This is a genomic window from Streptomyces sp. NPDC017991, from assembly GCF_044328075.1.
Lineage (GTDB): Bacteria > Actinomycetota > Actinomycetes > Streptomycetales > Streptomycetaceae > Streptomyces.
On record NZ_JBIRGP010000011.1, the window covers coordinates 181,731 to 202,045 of the forward strand.

A 20,315-nucleotide genomic window follows, 5' to 3' on the forward strand; every position below is an offset into this window, starting at 1 on the left:
ACCGGAGTCACCGCTCCCGTGTCACCCACGGAACCTGGTGAAAGGACCGATCGTGCAAGCATCCCCCACACCCAGACCCACCTCCCCGGGCTCCGGCTTCTCCGCGCGGGCGGAGCGCGCGTCCCGTCTTCGCCGACCGCGTGGCCGGCTCGTGACGTTGCTGACCACGGCCGCCGTACTCGCCGGTCTGACCACGTCCTTCACCGGTGTCGCGGACGCCGCGGACAACCCGTACGAACGCGGCCCAGCGCCCACCACCGCCAGCATCGAGGCCGCCCGAGGCTCGTACGCCGTCTCGCAGACGACCGTGTCCAGGGCGAGCGTGACGGGTTTCGGTGGTGGCACGGTCTACTACCCGACCAGCACCAGCGACGGTACGTTCGGAGCGGTTGCCATCGCGCCCGGGTTCACCGCTTCGCAGTCGGCGGTGTCGTGGCTGGGCCCCAGACTGGCCTCCCAGGGCTTCGTCGTGATCACCATCGACACCCTCAGCACCCTCGACCAGCCCGCCGCCCGCGGTGACCAACTGCTGGCAGCCCTGGACTACTTGACCCGGAGCAGCAGCGTCCGTACCCGGATCGACAGCACCCGGCTCGGCGTCATGGGGCACTCCATGGGCGGCGGCGGCTCGCTCGAAGCGTCCAAGGACCGGCCGTCGTTGCAGGCCGCGGTCCCGCTCACGCCGTGGAACACGGACAAGACCTGGCCGGAGGTCCAGACGCCCACCCTGATCGTCGGAGCGGACGGTGACACGGTCGCGCCGGTCTCGTCGCACGCCGAGCCCTTCTACACCAGCCTGCCGTCCGCTCTGAACCGCGCGTACCTGGAGCTGAACGGCGCCACGCACTCCGCCCCGACCTCGTCGAACACCACGGTCGCGAAGTACAGCCTTTCCTGGCTGAAGCGGTTCATCGACAACGACACCCGCTACGAACAGTTCCTGTGCCCGCTGCCCGCGGCGAGCACCACCATCGAGGAGTACCGCGGCAACTGCCCGCACACCGGCTGAGCCGTTCACGACCTGTCCGCCGCCCTGCCCAGCAGGCCGGCGGACAGCCCGTGCCGGGCACCTGGGCGCACCCGGGGACACGATCCGTACTCGCCCCGTACGTGCCCTCCGCTAGGACTAGTTCTCCAGGCGAACCGGCATCAGGAGCGAGAAGGAGCCCTCGTCGTCGGGTCGGCGGATCACGAGCGGTGCCGTGGGCGCGCCCAGCTCCAGGATCAGCTCGTCCCGGGCCCCGGCGGCGAGCGCGTGCAGCAGAAACGTACGGTCGACGCCCACGCCGCCCTGGTCGTCGTCACCGTCGTCGCACACGACCACGGTTCCGTCCTCCGCCACCCTGAGCACACTGAGGTCGCGGGACGCGCCGTCCGGCTCCGCGGCCTCACTCGCACGGACCGGACCGTTCTCCAGCGCCGCGCGGAAGGCCGCCGTATCGATGGGAACCCGGCGACCGGCCGGGAGGTTGATGAGGCGACGGTAGTCCGGGAACTCATGGCCGATGACGTGCCCGGCCGCCTGCCGGTCCCCGGCCTCCAGCGTGACGCGGTCACCGTCCACCGCGAGCTGGACACGTTCGCCGCCGGTCAGCAGCGCCCGCATCGCGTCGGCGAGCGGAAGAGGCACGATCACCTGCGTCCGGGGCCCGTCGTGCCCGGCGGTGCGCGCTCGTGCGACGGCCATCCGATAGCGGTCGGTGGCCACCAGCCGGAGTTCGTCACCTTCGACGTCGAACAGGACACCGGCGAGCATCGGCAGTTCCGGATCGGAGCCGGCCGCGAAACGGACGGTGTCCAGCGCGGCGGCCAGCTCCAGCGGAGGCGCGGACACCCGAGTGGCAGCGGCAGCGGTGGGGGTACGGAGCGAGGTCATGGGGTTCTCCCGGTGGTCGAGCAGAGCACGGAGCGTGGAGAACTCACCGCGGGCGTCGGACAGCCCCAGTTCGAGACGGCGCAGGTGGGCCTCAAGGAGACTTCGCACCAGATCGGGGTCCGCGCCGGCCCACCCGGCCAGCACGAGCCGGATGTCCGCCAACGGCATGCCCGCCCGGCGCAACCGGGCCAACAACCGGGCTTCCTCCAACTGCCCGGGCTCGTACCAGCGATAGCCGCTGACGGGGTCCACCCAGGCGGGAACCAGCACCCCGGCACGGTCGTAGAACCGCAGGGCGCTCACGCTCAGCCCACTGTCCCGGGCCATCTCCCCGATACTGCGCATCTCGTTCTCCACACCCGAAACCCTGGGCCCTCGACTAGGTCGAGGGTCAACCCGGCCCAGTAAAGGGCTGGTATGGCCCGGACGCGCACGAGCACATTCTCGGCATGGAACCGGGACGCGAGCGGGCATGGGCGAGAGCGGACAGGGGCCGTGGGGCACGGCGCGATGCTGAACATGCCGGAAGCCGGGAAGCCGGGAAGCCCGGAGGTCGGCCCCTGAGTCCGGAAGTCGGCCCCTCCCGGTCGGGCCGGGCCGCGCCTGTCAGACGGCGATTGGCGCCGAGGTCCGGGCGGCAGCGGGGGCCGGGACGGTGTCTGTGTCCTTGGTGGCCTCGGTCTTCGCCGGTGTCCCGATTCCGAGCTTCTCCAGGATCTTCTTCTCGATCTCGTTGGCGAGGTCGGGGTTGTCCTTGAGGAAGTTGCGCGCGTTCTCCTTGCCCTGGCCGAGTTGGTCGCCCTCGTACGTGTACCAGGCGCCGGCCTTGCGGACGAAGCCGTTCTCCACGCCCATGTCGATCAGGCCGCCCTCGCGGCTGATGCCCTGGCCGTAGAGGATGTCGAACTCGGCCTGCTTGAAGGGCGGTGCGACCTTGTTCTTGACGACCTTGACGCGGGTGCGGTTGCCGACCGCGTCGGTGCCGTCCTTCAGGGTCTCGATGCGGCGGATGTCGAGGCGCACCGAGGCGTAGAACTTCAGGGCCCGGCCACCGGTCGTGGTCTCCGGCGAGCCGAACATCACGCCGATCTTCTCGCGGAGCTGGTTGATGAAGATCGCGGTGGTCTTCGACTGGCTGAGCGCGCCCGTGATCTTGCGGAGCGCCTGGCTCATCAATCGGGCCTGCAGGCCCATGTGGGAGTCGCCCATCTCGCCCTCGATCTCCGCGCGCGGCACGAGGGCCGCGACGGAGTCGATCACGATCAAGTCGATCGCACCGGAGCGAATCAGGATGTCGACGATCTCCAGTGCCTGTTCGCCGTTGTCCGGCTGCGACAGGATGAGGTTGTCGGTGTCGACGCCGAGCTTCTTCGCGTACTCGGGGTCGAGGGCGTGCTCCGCGTCCACGAAGGCCACCTGGCCGCCGGCCTTCTGCGCGTTCGCCACCGCGTGCAGGGTCAGGGTCGTCTTGCCGGAGGACTCCGGCCCGTACACCTCCACCACTCGGCCGCGCGGCAGGCCGCCCACACCGAGAGCTACGTCGAGTGCCGTCGAGCCGGTGGGGATGACCTCGATGGGTTCATTGGGCCGGTCGCCGAGGCGCATCACCGCACCCCTGCCGAATTTCCGCTCGATCTGTGTGAGCGCGGTGTCCAGCGCCTTTTCGCGGTCGGTACCTGCCATGAGCTTTCACCCGGTCCGATTGAGTGGCGCGCCGCACGTCGGAGGACGTGAGCGTCTGCTGCCGACAACGGACGTCTCGGAGATCCCAGTAAGCGAACATCCGATCGATTCTCGTCTCTGGTGAAAGGTACCAAACCGAAGGAAGCGGGACGGGTGGCGCACCGGACCGCCGACGGGCGAGTACGTGCTCCGTGCGGCGGGCCCGGCGTGCGCTGCGGCGCGGGCTGTTCGCCGGTGAGCTGCGGCTCCCTCCCAACCGGTGGTTTGCCCTGGAAGGCCGGGGCCCGCTCCGTCACGCGTTCACCGACGCCGACGACCAGGACGCCCTCACCCTGCTGCGTGCTGTGCGTAACGCGGTTCTCCGGGTCGGCTGAACGGTGTGGCCGAAGTGCGGGGGCGCGTGGCCGAGGGTGATAACCCCTTCGCTGAGTACGTGAAAATCTATGCTGGCGAGAGTAGACATTGGGCTGTGGTGTGGGTATGGTTTTTCTCGTAGCCAGAGAGACAGCAGGGCCTGGCAGAGATGAACTGCCGGTCAGTGGTACGTAGTTGCTGTGAGCAGGACCGCAGTACATGCGGTAGCGGTACCAGCAGGTGAAAGACGCAGGATCCAGCAGTGCAGTAAGAGAGCAGCACCTCGGTAAAGGCGTCGGCTGCGGGCGCGCGTATCGGGAAGTTCGGCAGTGGGGTTCCAAGCCCAGAGCAATTGCAGGACGGGCGACGGGGCTGGCTGCCGAAGAGCGGCGCCGACACAGGCCGCAGAGCAGTTCGAAACCGTAGGACAAGAGGGACGAACGGAGGAGCGAAGCGCCATCAGGATCGCCCGGACGGAACCATTGCGTCCGGGTACCGCAGGACATCGATAGCGAGGTGGTCTCCGGTCAAGCAACCGCGATCCCAGCACCCCCGGCAGCATTCCGGTCGGGTCTGCTGAAAACAGCAGGCCGGCGCAGTACCAGAGCCGGCCGATGGTGTAGCAGTTCCTTCGGGGCCCTGGTGCCGTACGGCACCAGGGCCCCTCCACGCGTTCCATGGATTTCGCCGAGAGGTGCCAGTGACAGCAGACGACGCGTTCGGCCGTCTTGAGGACGATGACTATCCCGCCTACACGATGGGCCGGGCCGCCGAGATGCTCGGCGCCACCCCCGGCTTCCTGCGCGCCATCGGGGAGGCCCGCCTGATCACCCCGCTGCGATCCGAGGGCGGCCATCGCCGCTACTCCCGCTACCAACTGCGCATCGCCGCCCGCGCCCGGGAACTCGTCGACCGGGGCACCCCCGTCGAGGCGGCCTGTCGCATCGTCATTCTTGAGGACCAGCTCGAAGAAGCCCGGCGTATCAACGCCGACCACCACCGCGCAGCGCGCGAACCGCAGCGGACGACCGTGGCCTGAACCGTCCCCGTCGGCGTTGCCCGGGTGTGAGTGTCGAGGCTCTACAGGGCAGTGGTCCGGTTCTCCGCGAGGGCCTTGCCTGCTGCACCGCCACCGGCCGCCGGCCGTCGCCGCAACCGCAGAACTGCAAGTCACGCAGTGCTGCATGCCACCCGGCCGTAGCCACTGAGCGTGGGAGACAGCAGCGGGCCCCTGGGGGCTCAACCGACCTGGTCCGCCTCGCGCTGTGGCCGGGGGCCGGTGGCCGAACCGATGGCCGTTCGTCGGACGGGGCCGGTCGGCCCTGGTGCATCCGGTGCAGAAGGGTGATGCTCGTCATCACAGTCGGCATGTGGTCCGTAGTCCGAGGTCCGAGGTCCGTGGTCCACCAGTGAACGAGGGGTCGTCATGACCGAGGCGCGTGTCTTCACGGAGCAGAACCCGATCCGGGTCTTTCTGCTGGACGACCACGAGGTCGTACGACGCGGTCTCAGTGACCTGCTGGATTCCGAGCCGGACATCGTGGTGGTCGGCGACGCGGACAGCGCCGAGCACGCGCTGGTGCGCGGGCCCGCACTGCGCCCCGACGTGGCCGTCCTCGACGTACGCCTGCCGGACGGTGACGGGATCAGTGTCTGCCGCGAACTGCGCAGCCGGATGCCGGAGTTGGCCTGTCTGATGCTGACCTCCTTCGATGACGAGGAGGCCCTGCTCGACGCGATCATGGCCGGGGCGGCGGGTTATGTGCTCAAGCAGATCAGGGGCTCCGATCTGGTCGCGGCGGTCCGCACGGTCGCTTCCGGCCAGTCGATGCTGGACCCCACGACGACCGCCCGTCTGATGCGCTCCCTGCGCGCGGACGCCACTGAGGGACCGGCGCTCGCACCCGAGCTCGCCGGCCTGTCGCCGCGCGAGCGGGACATCCTCGCGCTCATCGGGGACGGGCTCACCAACCGCGAGATCGGCAAGAAGCTCTACCTGTCCGAGAAGACGGTGAAGAACCACATCTCCCGGCTGCTGGCCAAACTCGGCGTCCAGCGCCGCGTCCAGGCAGCAGTCCTGGCCAGCCATCTCGAACAGCCCGCCTCCCGCGACGACTCGACGCGATGAACCCCCGCTGCCCCGCCCCGTCGTCCGGGCCTGCCGCACAGCCGCGACCTTCTACGGACCGCCTCCGTCCGCATTCACGTGAACCCGCCACACCAGCTGCGTGCCGCCGCCCTCCGGCCGTTCGTCGAGGGTCAGAGTTCCGCCGAGGGTGACCGCCCGCTCCTCGATGTTCTTCAGCCCGCTGCGCCCGACGCCACCTGGCACTCCGCAGCCGTCGTCCGTCACCGTGAGCGTCAGTTCGCCCCGGGCGCACTGCATCCGGACGTCCACCGCCTGGGCTCCGGAGTGCCGGGCCGCGTTGCTGAGCGCCTCGCTGAGCACCGCGACCGCGTGATCGGCGATGTTGTCGGGGACATCGGTCTCGACGAGGCCCTCGATGCGCAGCGCGGGCGAGAATCCGAGTGATGTGGCCGAGGATCTGACCGCCTCGGCCACCCGGCCGCGCAAGCCGTCGTTCTCCCGCCCGGCCCCGCTGTGGGTGCGCAGTCCGAAGATCGTGGACCGAATGATCTTTATCGTGTCGTCGAGGTCGTCCACGGTCCGCGTCAGGCGCTCCATGCCCTCGGGGTGCTCCATGAAGCGCTGGGTGCTCTGCAGGGTCATGCCGGCCGCGAAGAGCCGCTGGATGGCGAGGTCATGGAGGTCGCGGGCGATGCGGTCCCGGTCCTGGAGCAGGGTGATCTGATCCGCGTCCCGCCGTCGTTCGGCCAGTTCCAGGGCCAGCGCCGCCTGGTCGGCGAACCCGAGCAGCGGCCCGGTGTCCGCGTCGCCGAACGGCCTGCCGGCCGGCACACGGCCCAGCAGCAGCACACCGCGCGTCTTTCCGCCGGCGCCGAGCGGCACCGCGACCACGGGTCCGAGCCCGGCCCACTGGACTTCGCCCTCGCCCGTACGCGCGTCGCGCTCGATGTCGGCGCTGACCACCGGCTTCGCCGCGCCGAGCGCCGCTCCGACGAAACCGTCCCGCGCGGACAGCACCAGACCGCTGCGTTCCTCCCGGCCCAAACCCACCGCCAGGGCCGGCCGCAGTGTCTCCTCGCCCGGCACACGTTCCGCGATCAGCCCCATGTCGGCGGAGACGATCTTCCGGGCCTCGTCGACGATCAGTTCCAGCACGTCCGCGCTCGGCGCACCCGCCAGAAGCATGCTGGTGACCTCGCCGCTGGCCCGCTGCCAGCGCTCGCGCAGCCGGGTCTCCTCGTACAGCCGGGCGTTCTCGATGGCCACCCCGGCGGCCACCGCCAGCGTCGACAGGACGGACTCGTCCTCAGCGTCGAACTCCCCGGCGCTGCGCTTCTCGGTGAGGTAGAGGTTCCCGAACACCTCGTCACGCACCCGAATCGGTACGCCGAGGAAGGAGTTCATCGGCGGATGGTTGGCCGGAAAGCCGTACGAGGCCGGGTGTTCCGACAGTTCCGGCAGCCGCAGGGGCTCCGGGTGCCGGATCAGCTCTCCGAGGAGCCCGTGCCCGCTGGGCAGCGCCCCGATCTCCGACCGCTCCTGCTCACCGATGCCTACGGTCAGGAACTCGGACAGCTTCTGGTCGTCGCCGATCACACCCAGCGCCCCGTACTCGGCGTCCACCAGCACCACCGCGGCCTCGACGATGCCGCGCAGCACCTGCGGCAGGTCGAGCTCCCGCCCGACCGAGAGGACGGCCTCCAGCAAGTTGTGCAGGCGGTCCCGGGTCCCGCGCACCGCGTCGATGCGCACCTGCAGCTCGCCCAGCAGTTCATCGAGCCGCAGCTTGGGCACATGCTCCTCGGAACCGCCGCGTCCGTCCGTGCTCATGACTTCCTCCGACCGACACAGCAGACAGGGCGGCTCGGACCGGTTGCCCTGTCGCCACCGTACTGTCCGGAGGGTCTCGCCGGTGCAGTCGGGCGGGCCCGAGGCAGATTGGTAGCTCGGCCACGCGGACCGACCCTCCGAGCACAACGCCGGCTCCGTCCCACCCGTCGCCGCCCGGTCCCGGTCCCGGTCCCGGATCCGACCTTGCCGTGTCGCACGTCTGCTGCTCCTCAGCGCAGTCGGCGCAGATAGGGGTCCTGGGCCCCGCGCGGCAGCAGGCGCACCCGTGCGTCGAGCACGGTGACCGCGTCAGGCGTCGTAAGGACGGGATTGAAGTCGGCTTCGGCGAGCTGGGGCAGATCGCTCGCCATCCGGGACAGGCGCAGGAGCAGCTGTTCGAGCCCTTCGAGGTCGACAGGCCCGCTGCCGCGTGCCCCGAACAGGAGCGGTGCGCAGCGCGGGGCGGTGATCAGGTCGTGCACGTCGAGGTCGGTCAGCGGGGCGAGGCGGGCGGCGTGGTCGGCCAGGACCTCGGTCGCGGTGCCGCCGAGCCCGAACAGCACGAGCGGGCCGAAGACTTCGTCCTGCGCGACTCCCGCGAACAGTTCGGTGCCACGCGCGGCCAGTGGCTGGACGACCACCCCGGTCAGCAGGCCGGTGAACCGGTCCTCGAAGTCCCTGAAAGCGGCGCGTACTTGCGCGTCACCTTCCAGGTCGAGGTGCACGGCGTGCTGCTCGCTCTTGTGCAGCTGGCCGGGCCAGTGCGCTTTCATGACCACCCGGCCGTCGGGACCGCGCAGCCGCTGGGCCGCGATGACGGCGTCGTCCTCCGTCTCCGCCCAGGACCAGGGAAGCTGGGGAATGCCGTAACAGGTGAGGAGTTCGGCGCAGGTGTGCGGGTCGAGCCGACCGCCGTCGGGGTGGGCCGTCAGGTAGGTCTCGACGACCACGCGGGCCCGGGCCGTGTCGACCTCTGCGAGTTCCGGGGCAGTGCCCGCGGGCCGGCTCAGCCAGGCCGCACGGCGGGCGGCGTGTGCCAACGCCCGCGCCGCCGCGTCCGGTTCGGCGTACGACGGGATGGCGCCGCCGTCCCGCGTCGTCAGCAACCTGACCGGAAGGTCCTGCTCCAGACGTACGACGGCGACGGGACGGGCACGGTGTGCGGGGCCGTTGGTGAGGGCCCGGACGAGATTGTCACCGGTCGCCGCGGCGACGGCCGTGGGAACGAGGGCGAGCAGGACGGCGTCGATGCCGGGGTGCCGGATGATCCGGTCCACGCAGTCCCTGAGTTGCCCCTCCGTGACGGCGGCGGTGGCGTCGACGGGGTTGTTCACGGTGGAACCCTCGGGCAGTACGGCATACAGGCTTTCGACCACCGAGGGAGTGAGCGGCGGAAGCGACAACCCCGCTTCCGCGCAGGCGTCCGCGGCCAGGACGCCCACCCCGCCCGCGTTGGTGACGACGGCCACGCGGCTGCCCGTCGGGAGCGGCTGGGAGTGCAACAGGGCGGCGGTTTCCAGAAGTTCACCCACCGAGCGGGTCGCCGTGATCCCCGCCTGGGTGAACAGGGCCTGCCGGGCCATGGCCGGGGTGGCGGCGGCAGCGGTGTGCGAGGCCGCGGCGCGACGGCCGGCGTCGGTGCGGCCGGCGTCGACCGTGAGCACGGGCATACGGCGACTCACGCGCCGGGCGGTACGGGAGAAGGCCCGCGGGTTGCCGAAGGACTCCAGGTGCAGCAGGGCGAGTTCGGTGCGGCTGTCGCTCTCCCACCACTGGAGCAGGTCGTTGCCGCTGACGTCGTACTTGTCGCCGAGCGAGGCGAAGGACGACACACCGATGCCCAGGCGGGACAGTCCGTCGAGCAGGGCGATGCCGACGCCACCGGACTGGACGGCGACGCCCGCCGTACCGGGCCGCGGATGATCCGCCGCGAGGGTGGCGTCGAGGGAGAGCGCCGGATCGGTGTTGGTGATGCCGAAGGAGTTGGGTCCGAGGAGCCGCATGCCGTACGTGCGGCACGCCGTCAGCAGCGCTTGTGACTGATCACTGTCCAGCCCGGCCGACACGACGAGCAGTGCGCGTACGCCTGCCTTGCCGCACTCCTGCGCGGTGTCGGCAAGGGCCGCGGGCGGCAGGGCGAGGATCGCCAGATCCGGGACCTCGGGCAGCGCGCCGACCGAGGGGTAGGAGGGCACGCCGAGGATCGAGGTGGCACGGGGGTTGACCGCGAAGAGCCGCCGGGTGAAGCCGCCCTCGTGCAGATGGTGCAGGAGGGCGCGCCCCACTGATCCGGGTCTGCGACCGGCGCCGACCACGGCGATCGCGTTGGGCCGCAGCAGCAGTTCCAGACTGGCCACGTCGGCGGCCCGGCCGCGGGCCTCGACGGCCGACAGGTAGGTGTCGTCCTCCGAGAGAGTGATGGAGCAGCGCACCTCGGGGCCGACGAAACGGCGTGCGGTGCGCAGGCCCAGGTCGGTGAAGAGCCGCAGCATTTCGTGGTTCTCCGAGAGCGCCTCCGCCGTGAACGTGGTGATGCCGTCCGCACGGGCCGCGGAGACCAGGTGCTCGACGAGGAGCGTGCCGACGCCGCGGTGATGCAGCCCGTCGGCCACGGCGACGGACATCTCCGCCTCGGCCGCGTCGGCGCCGACCTCGTACTCCGCCACGCCGATCACCTGGTCCTTCGACTCGGCCATCAGCGCCCGGTATCCGGGGCGCACCGGCGCACAGGCCCGGTCAGCGGCCATGTCGCCGGAGCGCCTGCTCGCCGCGAAGAACCGCAACCGCAGATTCTCCGCCGACATCCGCTCGTAGAGCCCCCGCAGATCCTCGTGATCGGCCGCCGTGACCGGACGGACGCACACAGTGGTGCCGTCCGCAAGCAGGGCATGGACCGCGGGTCGGCTGAGCGTGTCATCCGTCATCGTGGGTCTCCTCCAGAACCTTGTGACACTTCGAGAATCCAGCGGACAGGGCAGCGGTCCCATGGGCTGGCCGGGGGTGCGGGGGTGGATGCCGACGCGTACGGTCATGGCCTCAAACTTCTCTGCCGGTCAGTCCCTTGGGACGGTTCACGCGGTCCAGGTCCAGTCCTCGACCTCGGGCAGGTCGGTGCCGTGCTCGCGGATCCAGGCGTGGTGGCGGGTGCGGGCGTCGGCCATCCGCTGGCGTACGGCTGCCGCGCGCACCGCCAGGCCGGGGACGCGGTCGATGACGTCCATGACGAGGCGGTAGCGGTCCATGTCGTTGCGGACGACCATGTCGAACGGGGTGGTCGTGGTGCCCATCTCCTTGTAGCCGCGCACGTGCAGGTTGGCGTGGCCGGTGCGGCGGTAGGCCAGCCGGTGGATCAGCCAGGGGTAGCCGTGGTAGGCGAAGACGACCGGCTTGTCGGTGGTGAACAGGCCGTCGTACTCGAAGTCGCCCATTCCGTGCGGGTGTTCCTCGCGCGGCAGCAGCCGGGCCATGTCCACGACGTTGACGACCCGGACGGCGAGTTCCGGCAGATGCCCCCTGAGCAACTGCGCGGCGGCCAGAACCTCCAGGGTGGGTACGTCGCCGGCGCAGGCCAGCACCACGTCCGGTTCCCGCTCGCCGTTCTCGCTGCCTGCCCAGTCCCAGATCCCGGCGCCGAGGGCGCAGTGGGCGCGGGCCTCGTCCATGGACAGCCAGTCGAAGCAGGGCTGCTTGCCCGCGACGATCACGTTCACGTAGTCACGGCTGCGCAGGACGTGGTCCGCCACGGAGAGCAGGGTGTTGGCGTCCGGCGGCAGATAGACCCGTACGACCGCCGGGCTCTTGCTGAGGACGTGGTCGACGAAGCCGGGATCCTGGTGCGAGAAGCCGTTGTGGTCCTGGCGCCAGACGTGCGAGGTGAGCAGGTAGTTGAGGGAGGCGATCGGGGCACGCCACGGCAGCTCCCTGGATGTCTTCAGCCACTTGATGTGCTGGTTGACCATCGAGTCGACGATGTGGACGAACGCCTCGTAGCAGGAGAACAGCCCGTGTCGGCCGGTGAGGAGGTAGCCCTCCAGCCAGCCCTGGCAGAGGTGTTCGGAGAGGATCTCCATGACCCGGCCGTGGCGGTCCAGGTGTTCGTCCACCTGGAGGATCTGGGCCTGCCAGGCCTTGCCGCTGGCGTTGAGGACGGCGCCCAGCCGGTTCGAGGCGGTCTCGTCCGGGCCGACGAGGCGGAAGTCGCGCCGTTCCGAGGTGTCCCTCATGACCTGTTCGAGGAGGTCGCCCAGGACCCGGGTGGGCTCGTGCGAGGTGGTGCCCGGCTTGTCGACGGGTACGGCGAAGCGCTCCAGGGACGGCATCGGCAGGTCGCGTACGAGCAGGCCGCCGTTGGCGTGCGGGGTGGCGCCCAGCCGTCGGGCCCCCTCCGGGATGCAGGCGAGGACGTCGGGGGCGGGCCGCCCGTCGGCGTCGAAGAGCTCCTCGGGGCGGTAGGAGCGCAGCCAGGTCTCCAACTGCCGCAGGTGGTCCGGGTTGTCGCGGACACCGGACAGCGGGACCTGATGGGCACGCCACGTGCCCTCGACCGGGAGGCCGTCCACCTCACCGGGTCCCGTCCAGCCCTTCGGGGTACGCAGCACGATCATGGGCCAGTGGACGCGCTCGGTCACGCCGTCCTCGCGGGCCCCGCTCTGCATCACGGCGATGCGGTCCAGCGCCTGGTCGAAGGCGTCGGCCATGGCGCGGTGGACCTGACGCGGGTCGTCGCCGGTGACGTGGATCGGCTCGTGGCCGTACCCGCGCAGCAGTTCGTCGAGTTCGGACTCCGGAAGGCGGGACAGCACGGTCGGGTTGGCGATCTTGTAGCCGTTGAGGTGCAGGATCGGCAGGACCGCGCCGTCGTGCACCGGGTCGAGGAACTTGTTCGAGTGCCAGGAGGCGGCCAGCGGCCCGGTCTCCGCCTCGCCGTCACCGATGACGCAGGCGACCAGCAGATCCGGGTTGTCGAAGGCGGCACCGTACGCGTGGGCGAGCGAATAGCCCAGCTCACCCCCCTCGTGGATCGAACCGGGCGTCTCCGGCGCGACATGGCTGGGCACTCCGCCGGGGAAGGAGAACTGCCGGAAGAGGCGCCCCATGCCCGCCGCGTCCCGCGAGACGTCCGGGTAGGTGTCGCTGTAACTGCCTTCCAGCCAGGAGCCTGCGAGCACGGCCGGCCCGCCGTGACCCGGCCCCCACACGCACAGCGCGTCGAGACCGCGAGCCTTGATCACCCGGTTGAGGTGGGTGTACACGAGGTTGAGGCCCGGCGAGGTGCCCCAGTGGCCGAGCAGCCGCGGCTTGATGTGCGCGGGAGTGAGAGGTTCGGTGAGGAGCGGGTTGGCCAGCAGGTAGATCTGGCCGACGGCCAGGTAGTTCGCCGCCCGCCAGTGGGCGTCCAGACCGCGCACTTCCTCGTCGGTCAATACGGTGCTGTTCCGGTGTTCGACCTTGGGCATGGTGACTCCGTACGTCATCGGGGCGAGCCGGGGCTCCGGGAAGCGACGCGAACCCAGGCCACCCGCTCGTCGTGGTGTTCGAAGGGCCCCGTGTCTTCGAAGGGCCCCGTGTCCAGGCCTGTCCCGGAGCTGGACCCGTGCGTCGCGCCCACCGGGCGGTGCTTCGAGCCGGTCATGCCCGCTGGGGCACGACGGCCACGGGACAGCTGGAGTGGTGCAGGACCGCGTGGGCGACCCTGCCTATCTGGAGCCCGAAGTGACCATGGCGCCGCCGGGCACCGACGACGAGCAGGTCGGCTCCGGCAGAGGCGTCGAGCAGCACCTTGTGGGCGGGGCCTTCGGCGGTACGCCGGTGCAGGTCCACCCCTTCCGGAGCGTCCCGAAGCGCCGCGTCCAGGGCCTGCACGGCCTGCTCCTCGTGCAGCCGGGCGGGTTCGCCGGCCATCAGAGGGTGGTCGGTGGTCTCGTACCCGGGGCACCGCCAGGCGCGGACGGCCTCCAGAGGCACCCGGCGTTCCGCCGCCTCCTCGAAGGCGAAGCGCACGGCCGCCGAGTGCTCCGGCTCCTTGCCGACCCCCAGCACGACGCGCCCGCGCATAGTGGAACTCGCCTGGTTGTCGTGGCCGCCACGCAGCACGATCACCGGACAGTCGGCGCGGGCGGCGACCGCGAGGCCGACCGAACCGAGCAGCAGCTCGGCGATGCCGCCGCGGCCACGCGACCCCAGGACCAGGGCGAAAGCGGTGCGGCCCTCGCGCAGCAACACCGGCACCGGCTCTTCGGGCACCACCTCGGTGGAAATCTTCACATCCACCTCACGGCGGTGTGCCCGCTCCGCCGCCGCCTCGACGACGGCGTCGGCCAGCATCTGTTCCGAGGATCGGCCACCACCCGCGGCGCTCTCGTACTGCTCCCACAGCGAGGCGAACACCAGCCGCAGCGGCAGTCCGCGCAGGGCGGCCTCGTCGGCCGCCCAGTCCACCGCGCGCAGACTCGACTCGGAACCGTCGACGCCCACGACCAGGGGGAGTTCCATCGCCGTCACCCTCCCGCAACCATGTCGAGGACGATCCGCGCCTTGATCTCACCGCGCGGCACGTCGTCGCTGGAACCGACGACGGAACCGTCGATGGACTCCGTGACGTTCGCAAGCGGCCGTGTCTCGTGGACGACCGGCGCGCCGAAGGCTCGTACGACTGCTGCCTTCATGGTTCTCTCCTCCTCCGGACGGGTCAGCCGTGTGCGACGACGGTGACGGGGGCAGTGGCGTGATGCAGTACGGCCTGGGTGACGGGGCCGGTGTGGGTGCCGAGCGCACTGCGGCGAATTCGTCGGCCGACGACGACCAGGGAGGCCTCGCGGGAGGCGTCGACCAGGTGATGGGCGGCCGATCCGTACCGGGACGTCTCGATGACCTCGACGGCGGGGAACTTCTGCCGCCACGGGCGCAGGACCTCGGCGAGAGCGCCGGCCTCCTGGCGCGCCAGCTCGTCGTGGAGTTCGACGTCGGCGGAGAGGCCGTACGCGTAATAGGGCGGCGGGTTCCAGCCGTGGACGACCCGCAGCGGGGTGGCACGGCGGGCGGCGGCGTCGAAGGCGAACCCGATGACCGAGTCGTCCGGGTGGTCGATGTCCAGTCCGAGGACCACGGGCCGGTACGGGGCCGCGGCGGACGGGATGCCCGCCGGATCCGTCACGTGCTCGTCGGCGGCCTGTTCCCCGGCACGGACCAGAACGACGGGCTGTTCGGCGTGCGCCACGACGGCCTGGCCGACCGATCCGACCAGGAACCCGCCGAGCCCGCTGAGGCCACGGGATCCCAGGACGAGCAGCTCGGCGTCCTTCGCCAGGCCGGCGAGCACATCACCCGGCCGTCCGGAGAGCTGCTCGGCGCCGACCTCGACGCCGGGGTGACGCAGCCGAAGACCCTCGGCGAACTCGTGCGGGATTCGCCCCCGTTCCTCGGCCGGGGGCGCCTGCGTGGTGGGCTCCGGCACGGGCTCCCGGACGTACACCAGTTGCAGCGGCAGTCCGCGCAACTCGGCCTCGCGGGCCGCCCATTCAGCGGCCGCCCGGCTCTCGGACGAACCGTCGAGACCCACAGTGACGGTGCGGGGCATGGTCTCCACCTCCTGCTGTCGGGGTATCTGTGATGTCAGCGTTGTGCGGGACGGGCCTCCGGTGCGGGGGCCCGCCGTGTCCCTGCGCGGTCAGCGGAGCCAGCCGTTGGTGCGGACGAACGGCAGCGCGGCCCAGAGCTTTCCGACGCCCAGGGTGTTGCCGGCGGAGGCCAGCGCGAGGGCGATCAGGACGACCGCGTAGATCAGGTGGTAGTCGACGAGGGGATTCGGCGACATGGTCGGCGAACCGTCGGACAGGTGCCGGGCGGGCGGCCACTCGGCGATCCACATCAGCGCCATCATCGCGGTGCCCGCGACGGCCGCGAGCCGCAGCGCGAAGCCCCCGACAAGGGCGAGGCCGACGCCGAGCAGTCCTGCCATGAACAGCCAGTCGGCCCAGGTGGCACCGGCCCAGGAGTGGAAGGTGGACTCCATCGGCCCGGCCGCCACACCGCCGAGGAAGCCCTGGGTCGGCGAGCCGCCGTCGATCCAGGACTTGTCGGACGGCGTGGCGTAACCGAACCCGAAGGCCTTGTCCAGGAAGGCCCACAGGAAGACGAACCCGGTGAGCAGGCGCAGGGAGGCGAAGGCGTAGGCCTGCGTGGTGTGCGTGTCGGCGCCGGCCGACACGGCGGACTCGGAGGAGGTCCGGCTCCTGCGCAGCGACGACAGGCGGAACCCTGGGCTCCGGTGCGGGTGCTCGTGTACGGCCATGGTGATGATCCCTTCGGAAACGATCGGGTCGGTGTCCGACGCTCTGACGTCCCTCACTCTTGTCGTGCGGGGCGGGCCGCGCCGGGTGCCGAAGGTCCGCCGGGGGAGGGCCGAACGGCCCTTTCCCGAGGGCCTGTTGGGGCGCTCGGTGCAGTGGGCACGCGGCGGAAGGCGGCGCATGGCCCGGAGCGGTTCGAGAGGGCTCGGGCGGGCGGGTCCCGGAGTGGCGCCGACTCATGGCCCGGCCCGGCAAATGCGTCGGCTATGTCGGCGAGCGGTTCGTCGGACGCGCGGGCGCCCCGGGGCGTCCGCCGCACGCCGGGCCACGCCGACGGTGGACCCAGCGGTTGGGGGTACGGCTCCCGCTACGCGTACGAGCCCCCGGCTCCGTCCGGCCCGGCGGGCACGATCAGCACAGGGCAGTGGGCCCGGTGCAGCAACGTACGGGCGGCGGAGCCGGGTCGGCGGCCGTGCCCGCCCGGTTCGGGCCGACAGGCGATCATCACGAGGTCCGCGGTGCGGGTGGCGTCCAGCAGCTCCCGTACTGTACGGGTGGCGGCCGACCGGATCTCCGTACGCACCCGACGCACGCGCGCCTGACGCTCGCTCGGAACCGCCGGCTCGTCCGGGTCCGCGGGGTGCGGGGCGGCAGCCGCGATCCCGCCGTGCGGCACCGGGCTCGCGACCGGATGCCGGTGCGCCGAGAACCGCAGGAACCGCAGCTGGGCACCCCGGAGTGCGGCCTCCTGGAAGGCATACGCCGCCGGAGTCGCATCGATCGCATCGATCGCGTCGGTTTCGTCGTCGAGGACGAGCAGCACCTCGTCGTACGGGGTGCCAGGAGAGTCACCCCGTACGACGAGCAGCGGGCCGTGCGCGTGAGCGGCCAGCCGTGAGCTCACCGAGCCGAACACCGAACCTGCGAATCTACCCATGCTCCGGCACCCGACGACCGTGAGCACCGAGTCACCGCCGCATTCCGCCAGCACGGCCGCGGAGTGGCCCTCGACGGGCACGGCCACGACCGGCAGCCCCGGATGACGGACGTGTACCCGCGAGACCGCGGACGCCAGGATCGGCCCGGCCTCGTCGAGGTCCGGCACGGCGTACACGACCTCCAAAGTGGTGGCGCGCAGAGCCGCCTCGTCGGCGGCGCGGTCCAGGGCTCGTACGGCGACGAGTGAACCGTCCACTCCGACAGTCACCTGACCAGTGGTCATGGCTGTTGCTCCATTCGGTCGTTGGCACTCACAAGCTTTTCCGGGCGCGGTTCAGGCGTGCGGGACGACGACCACGGGGCACCTGACGTGATGCAGCACCGCGTGGGCCACCGGGCCGAGGTGGGCGCCGAACCGGCCCTCCTGTGTCCGGCGTCCCACGACGACGAGACAGGCTCCGGCCGACGCCCGCACCAGTTCGGTGGCGGCCCGTCCTTCGCGGACGGTCGCGGTCACGGAGACCTCGGGGAACCCACAGTGCTCACCCCTTCTCGCCGGGTTTGCTTCACGCACACCCTCAGCGAACAGCGCGGCGGACGACGGCACAGGGTGCCGAAAGGCTCTCGCCCGGTACCGGGCGGCCCCTTCGTAAGGCCGGGTGGCCCATGGCCGACCCGGCGGCACGCGAACACGCGGGAAGCGGTGGTTCCGTACGCGCGGCCTGGAGGCCCCCTGAACGCTCCCCCGCCACCATCGTGTCGGCCGCAGCGGCGGGCAGGGTCAGCTGCTTCCAGGCCGTGCCCGACCTCTGCCACACCCGCACGGTGGGTGTGCACTCAGCCCGCTGAGCACGCCGTCGACCTTCGAGACTCACACCTTCGAGGCTTACGCCGTCGCCGGTTCATCCCTGGGGCCGGGGCGCACTCAGGGACGTGTCCTCGCCGCGCTGCACCAGGACCGAGGGCTCCGTGTCTCCGGGAGCGGGGACCGCCTCCGATGCCGCCGCTTCCGTGCTGCGCCCCGGCAGCCACTGCATCCAACGGGGGAGGGCCCAGGTCTTCTCGCCCAGCAGGGACATCACCGCGGGAAGCAGCACACCCCGCACGACGGTCGCGTCGATGACGATCGCCAGTGACATCCCGACACCGAGCATCTTGTACTCGATGGCCGACAGCGTGACGAAGATGCTGAAGACGGCGACCATGATGACGGCCGCGCTGGTCACCACGCCGGCACTCGTGGCGATACCGCTGACGACGGCGGTCTTCGGTTCCTCGCCGGCCAGCCGTCGTTCACGGATACGGCTCAGGATGAAGATGTGGTAGTCCATGCTCAGGCCGAAGAGCAGTACGAACATGAACAGCGGCAGCCAGCTGGTCACTCCGCCGTAAGGCGTGAAGTCCAGGAGCGAACTGAGGTGACCGTCCTGGAAGACCCAGGTGACGGCCCCGTAGGCGGCAGTGATCGACAGCAGGTTGAGGACGATCGAGATGACCGGGACGGCCAGCGACCGGAAGGAGACGAGCAGGAGGATGAAGGCCACGGCGAGCACGAACGCCAGGACGACGGGTGTGGTGTCCTTCAGCGTCTTGGTGAAGTCGTACGGCTGGGCCGTCTGACCGTTCACCGCGTACTCGATGCCTTCGACCTTCCCCAGAGTCGGGGGCAGAAGGTCCTCGCGGAGGGTTTCCAGGGCGGCGTTCGATGTCTTGTCGGTCCCGGAACCGGCCAGCGGTACCTTGACCACGAGCGCGTCGCCGACCGTGGTGCTGGTGATCGAGGTGCCGATCTGCCCGTCGGTGTCGGCCGCCCGCTCGCGCAGTGCGTCGACCGCTCGGCCCACCAGCGGGTCGCCCACCTTGTCGCCCCAGACCACGAGCCGCGCCGGAGACGGATCACCGGGGAAGGCCGTGTCCATGCGGGCCACTGTTTCGACGGTGGGGTTGGTGTGCGGCATGCTGTCCGTGACGGACGGATCCTGCAGTCGCATGTCCAGCGCGGGGAGCGCGACCGCGATCAGCGCGAGCAGCGCGACACCGCCCCACGCCAGCGGCCGACGGACCACGGCCCGGGCCACCGCGGCCCACACCCGTGACTCTCCCGCGGCGGTGCGCCGGCGGCCCAGCCAGGGGATCCGGCCCTTGTCGACGCGGTGGCCCAGTACGGACAGGAGGGCCGGCAGTACGGTCATGGAGCCGATCACCGTCAGCCCGACGACGATGCTGGTGCCGATGGCGAGGCCGCGGAAGACGTCCATTCCGGTCAGGTACAGGCCGGACAGGCAGAGCATCACGGTGACACCGGAGAGCACGACGGCGTGCCCGGAGGTACGGGCGGTCACCTGGAGGGCTTCCTTGAAGTCGCGGCCCCGCTGCCGTTCCTCCCGCTCGCGGCGCAGGTAGAAGAGGGAGTAGTCGACGCCGACAGCCATGCCGATCAGGAGCACCACGGAGGAGACGGTGCTGTTGATCGGGATCACATGGCCGAGTGCCTGGAGGAACCCGAGGGTGGAGAGCACGGCGGTGATCGAGAGCAGCAGGGGGACGCTCGCCGCGATCAGCGCGCCGAACACGACGAGCAGGATGACGAGGGTCAGCGGCAACGAGATGACTTCGGAACGCTGGAAGTCGTCGTCGTAGGCGTTGTCCACCGCGGTCCGCGTACTCATGTCGCCGGCCTGGCCCACCCAGAGGTTCTCGTGGCGGTCCTGGACGGCGTTGATCGATTTCCACGCCGTCTCGGAGTGCAGGCCCAACTCGTCGTCGGGACCGGTGACGGCGAAGGTCACGAGGCCGGAGCGGCCGTCTTCGGAGAGGAGGCTCTCGTTGCCCTTGTCCAGAGGCGAGCGGATGTCGGTGACCGACTCGGACTCGCGCTGCAACGTCTTCACCATGTCGGTGACCGCCGCCTGGATCTCCGCCGAGGAGAACCGGGTCCGGCTGTCGGCCTCGCGCGGCTGGATCAGTACGTTCTCGTGGACGGGCTCGTCGGTCTGCTGCGAACGCAGCACGTCCTGTGCACGTCCCGATTCCCCGGGGTCGGTCGTCAGAGCTTCGCTGCCCGTCACCAGGACGCTGGCCAGTAACGCGACGAGGACCAGTGCGAACCAGCCCCCGATCGCGGTCTTGCGATGGAGTACCGACCACGCGGTGACGCGTTCGACGAAGGTGCCGCGGGGGCCGCCGACCGCCTCGTCGGGACTCGGCTTGCCAATGCCCGGCATGACGTGTAGTCCTTCCTCAGGGAGTGTGTACC

Annotated in this window: 15 protein-coding genes; 3 read left to right on the forward strand and 12 right to left on the reverse strand. The window is 70.6% G+C overall.

The annotated features are described in order from the left end of the window. Positions 1-151 precede the first annotated feature (151 nt). The gene (locus ACH4DZ_RS29830) at positions 152-1,009 is read left to right on the forward strand and encodes an alpha/beta hydrolase (RefSeq protein ID WP_398290663.1); all 858 of its coding nucleotides are present in this window, start codon (positions 152-154) and stop codon (positions 1,007-1,009) included. A 117-nt stretch (positions 1,010-1,126) separates the two neighbouring features. Here ACH4DZ_RS29830 and ACH4DZ_RS29835 read toward each other — a convergent pair whose 3' ends face one another. Together ACH4DZ_RS29835 and recA are read right to left on the reverse strand one after the other, a co-directional pair. Beyond that, entirely contained in the window at positions 1,127-2,221 is a 1,095-nt protein-coding gene (locus ACH4DZ_RS29835) for a MerR family transcriptional regulator (protein ID WP_398290481.1), read from the reverse strand. 261 nt (positions 2,222-2,482) lie between these two features. Next, on the reverse strand, positions 2,483-3,559 hold the full coding sequence (recA, locus tag ACH4DZ_RS29840; protein ID WP_398290482.1) for a recombinase RecA: 1,077 nt from the start codon (positions 3,557-3,559) through the stop codon (positions 2,483-2,485). A gap of 1,054 nt (positions 3,560-4,613) precedes the next feature. Here recA and ACH4DZ_RS29845 point away from each other — a divergent pair. Together ACH4DZ_RS29845 and ACH4DZ_RS29850 are read left to right on the forward strand one after the other, a co-directional pair. Next, positions 4,614-4,952, forward strand: coding sequence for a MerR family transcriptional regulator (locus tag ACH4DZ_RS29845; RefSeq protein WP_398290664.1), 339 nt, complete (start codon positions 4,614-4,616; stop codon positions 4,950-4,952). A gap of 387 nt (positions 4,953-5,339) precedes the next feature. Then, positions 5,340-6,041, forward strand: a complete 702-nt coding sequence (locus ACH4DZ_RS29850; protein ID WP_398290483.1) for a response regulator — start codon at positions 5,340-5,342, stop codon at positions 6,039-6,041. 51 nt (positions 6,042-6,092) lie between these two features. On the opposite strand, the gene ACH4DZ_RS29855 is transcribed toward ACH4DZ_RS29850, so the two are convergent. The 10 genes from ACH4DZ_RS29855 to ACH4DZ_RS29900 form a co-directional block, all read right to left on the reverse strand. Beyond that, complete coding sequence (locus tag ACH4DZ_RS29855) at positions 6,093-7,832, reverse strand: GAF domain-containing protein (RefSeq protein WP_398290484.1); 1,740 nt, start codon at positions 7,830-7,832, stop codon at positions 6,093-6,095. A gap of 230 nt (positions 7,833-8,062) precedes the next feature. Beyond that, complete coding sequence (locus ACH4DZ_RS29860; protein ID WP_398290485.1) at positions 8,063-10,756, reverse strand: GNAT family N-acetyltransferase; 2,694 nt, start codon at positions 10,754-10,756, stop codon at positions 8,063-8,065. A gap of 147 nt (positions 10,757-10,903) precedes the next feature. After that, positions 10,904-13,288: a phosphoketolase gene (locus ACH4DZ_RS29865; protein WP_398290486.1), complete on the reverse strand. Its 2,385-nt coding sequence runs from the start codon at positions 13,286-13,288 to the stop codon at positions 10,904-10,906. A 172-nt stretch (positions 13,289-13,460) separates the two neighbouring features. Beyond that, the gene (locus ACH4DZ_RS29870) at positions 13,461-14,324 is read right to left on the reverse strand and encodes a universal stress protein (protein WP_398290487.1); all 864 of its coding nucleotides are present in this window, start codon (positions 14,322-14,324) and stop codon (positions 13,461-13,463) included. Positions 14,325-14,329: 5 nt separating this feature from the next. Next, positions 14,330-14,497 carry a hypothetical protein gene (locus ACH4DZ_RS29875; protein ID WP_398290488.1) on the reverse strand — a complete coding sequence of 56 codons (168 nt, stop codon included), beginning with the start codon at positions 14,495-14,497 and terminating at the stop codon, positions 14,330-14,332. 23 nt (positions 14,498-14,520) lie between these two features. Next, positions 14,521-15,408 (reverse strand): universal stress protein, encoded by an 888-nt coding sequence (locus ACH4DZ_RS29880; protein ID WP_398290489.1) that lies wholly within the window; start codon positions 15,406-15,408, stop codon positions 14,521-14,523. A gap of 90 nt (positions 15,409-15,498) precedes the next feature. Next, on the reverse strand, positions 15,499-16,122 hold the full coding sequence (locus ACH4DZ_RS29885; RefSeq protein WP_398290490.1) for a hypothetical protein: 624 nt from the start codon (positions 16,120-16,122) through the stop codon (positions 15,499-15,501). 365 nt (positions 16,123-16,487) lie between these two features. Then, the gene (locus ACH4DZ_RS29890) at positions 16,488-17,342 is read right to left on the reverse strand and encodes a universal stress protein (protein ID WP_398290491.1); all 855 of its coding nucleotides are present in this window, start codon (positions 17,340-17,342) and stop codon (positions 16,488-16,490) included. 51 nt (positions 17,343-17,393) lie between these two features. Further along, positions 17,394-17,744 carry a universal stress protein gene (locus tag ACH4DZ_RS29895; protein ID WP_398290492.1) on the reverse strand — a complete coding sequence of 117 codons (351 nt, stop codon included), beginning with the start codon at positions 17,742-17,744 and terminating at the stop codon, positions 17,394-17,396. Between the two features lie 217 nt (positions 17,745-17,961). Beyond that, positions 17,962-20,283 carry an MMPL family transporter gene (locus tag ACH4DZ_RS29900; protein WP_398290493.1) on the reverse strand — a complete coding sequence of 774 codons (2,322 nt, stop codon included), beginning with the start codon at positions 20,281-20,283 and terminating at the stop codon, positions 17,962-17,964. Between the last annotated feature and the right edge of the window lie 32 nt (positions 20,284-20,315).

Bases quoted from the DNA above. Each gene is read 5' to 3' on its own strand.
- ACH4DZ_RS29835 (WP_398290481.1), bottom strand. From the start codon at position 2,221: ATGCGCAGTATCGGGGAGATGGCCCGGGACAGTGGGCTGAGCGTGAGC.
- recA (WP_398290482.1), bottom strand. From the start codon at position 3,559: ATGGCAGGTACCGACCGCGAAAAGGCGCTGGACACCGCGCTCACACAG.
- ACH4DZ_RS29850 (WP_398290483.1), top strand. From the start codon at position 5,340: ATGACCGAGGCGCGTGTCTTCACGGAGCAGAACCCGATCCGGGTCTTT.
- ACH4DZ_RS29855 (WP_398290484.1), bottom strand. From the start codon at position 7,832: ATGAGCACGGACGGACGCGGCGGTTCCGAGGAGCATGTGCCCAAGCTG.
- ACH4DZ_RS29860 (WP_398290485.1), bottom strand. From the start codon at position 10,756: ATGACGGATGACACGCTCAGCCGACCCGCGGTCCATGCCCTGCTTGCG.
- ACH4DZ_RS29865 (WP_398290486.1), bottom strand. From the start codon at position 13,288: ATGCCCAAGGTCGAACACCGGAACAGCACCGTATTGACCGACGAGGAA.
- ACH4DZ_RS29870 (WP_398290487.1), bottom strand. From the start codon at position 14,324: ATGGAACTCCCCCTGGTCGTGGGCGTCGACGGTTCCGAGTCGAGTCTG.
- ACH4DZ_RS29875 (WP_398290488.1), bottom strand. From the start codon at position 14,497: ATGAAGGCAGCAGTCGTACGAGCCTTCGGCGCGCCGGTCGTCCACGAG.
- ACH4DZ_RS29880 (WP_398290489.1), bottom strand. From the start codon at position 15,408: ATGCCCCGCACCGTCACTGTGGGTCTCGACGGTTCGTCCGAGAGCCGG.
- ACH4DZ_RS29885 (WP_398290490.1), bottom strand. From the start codon at position 16,122: ATGGCCGTACACGAGCACCCGCACCGGAGCCCAGGGTTCCGCCTGTCG.
- ACH4DZ_RS29890 (WP_398290491.1), bottom strand. From the start codon at position 17,342: ATGACCACTGGTCAGGTGACTGTCGGAGTGGACGGTTCACTCGTCGCC.
- ACH4DZ_RS29900 (WP_398290493.1), bottom strand. From the start codon at position 20,283: ATGCCGGGCATTGGCAAGCCGAGTCCCGACGAGGCGGTCGGCGGCCCC.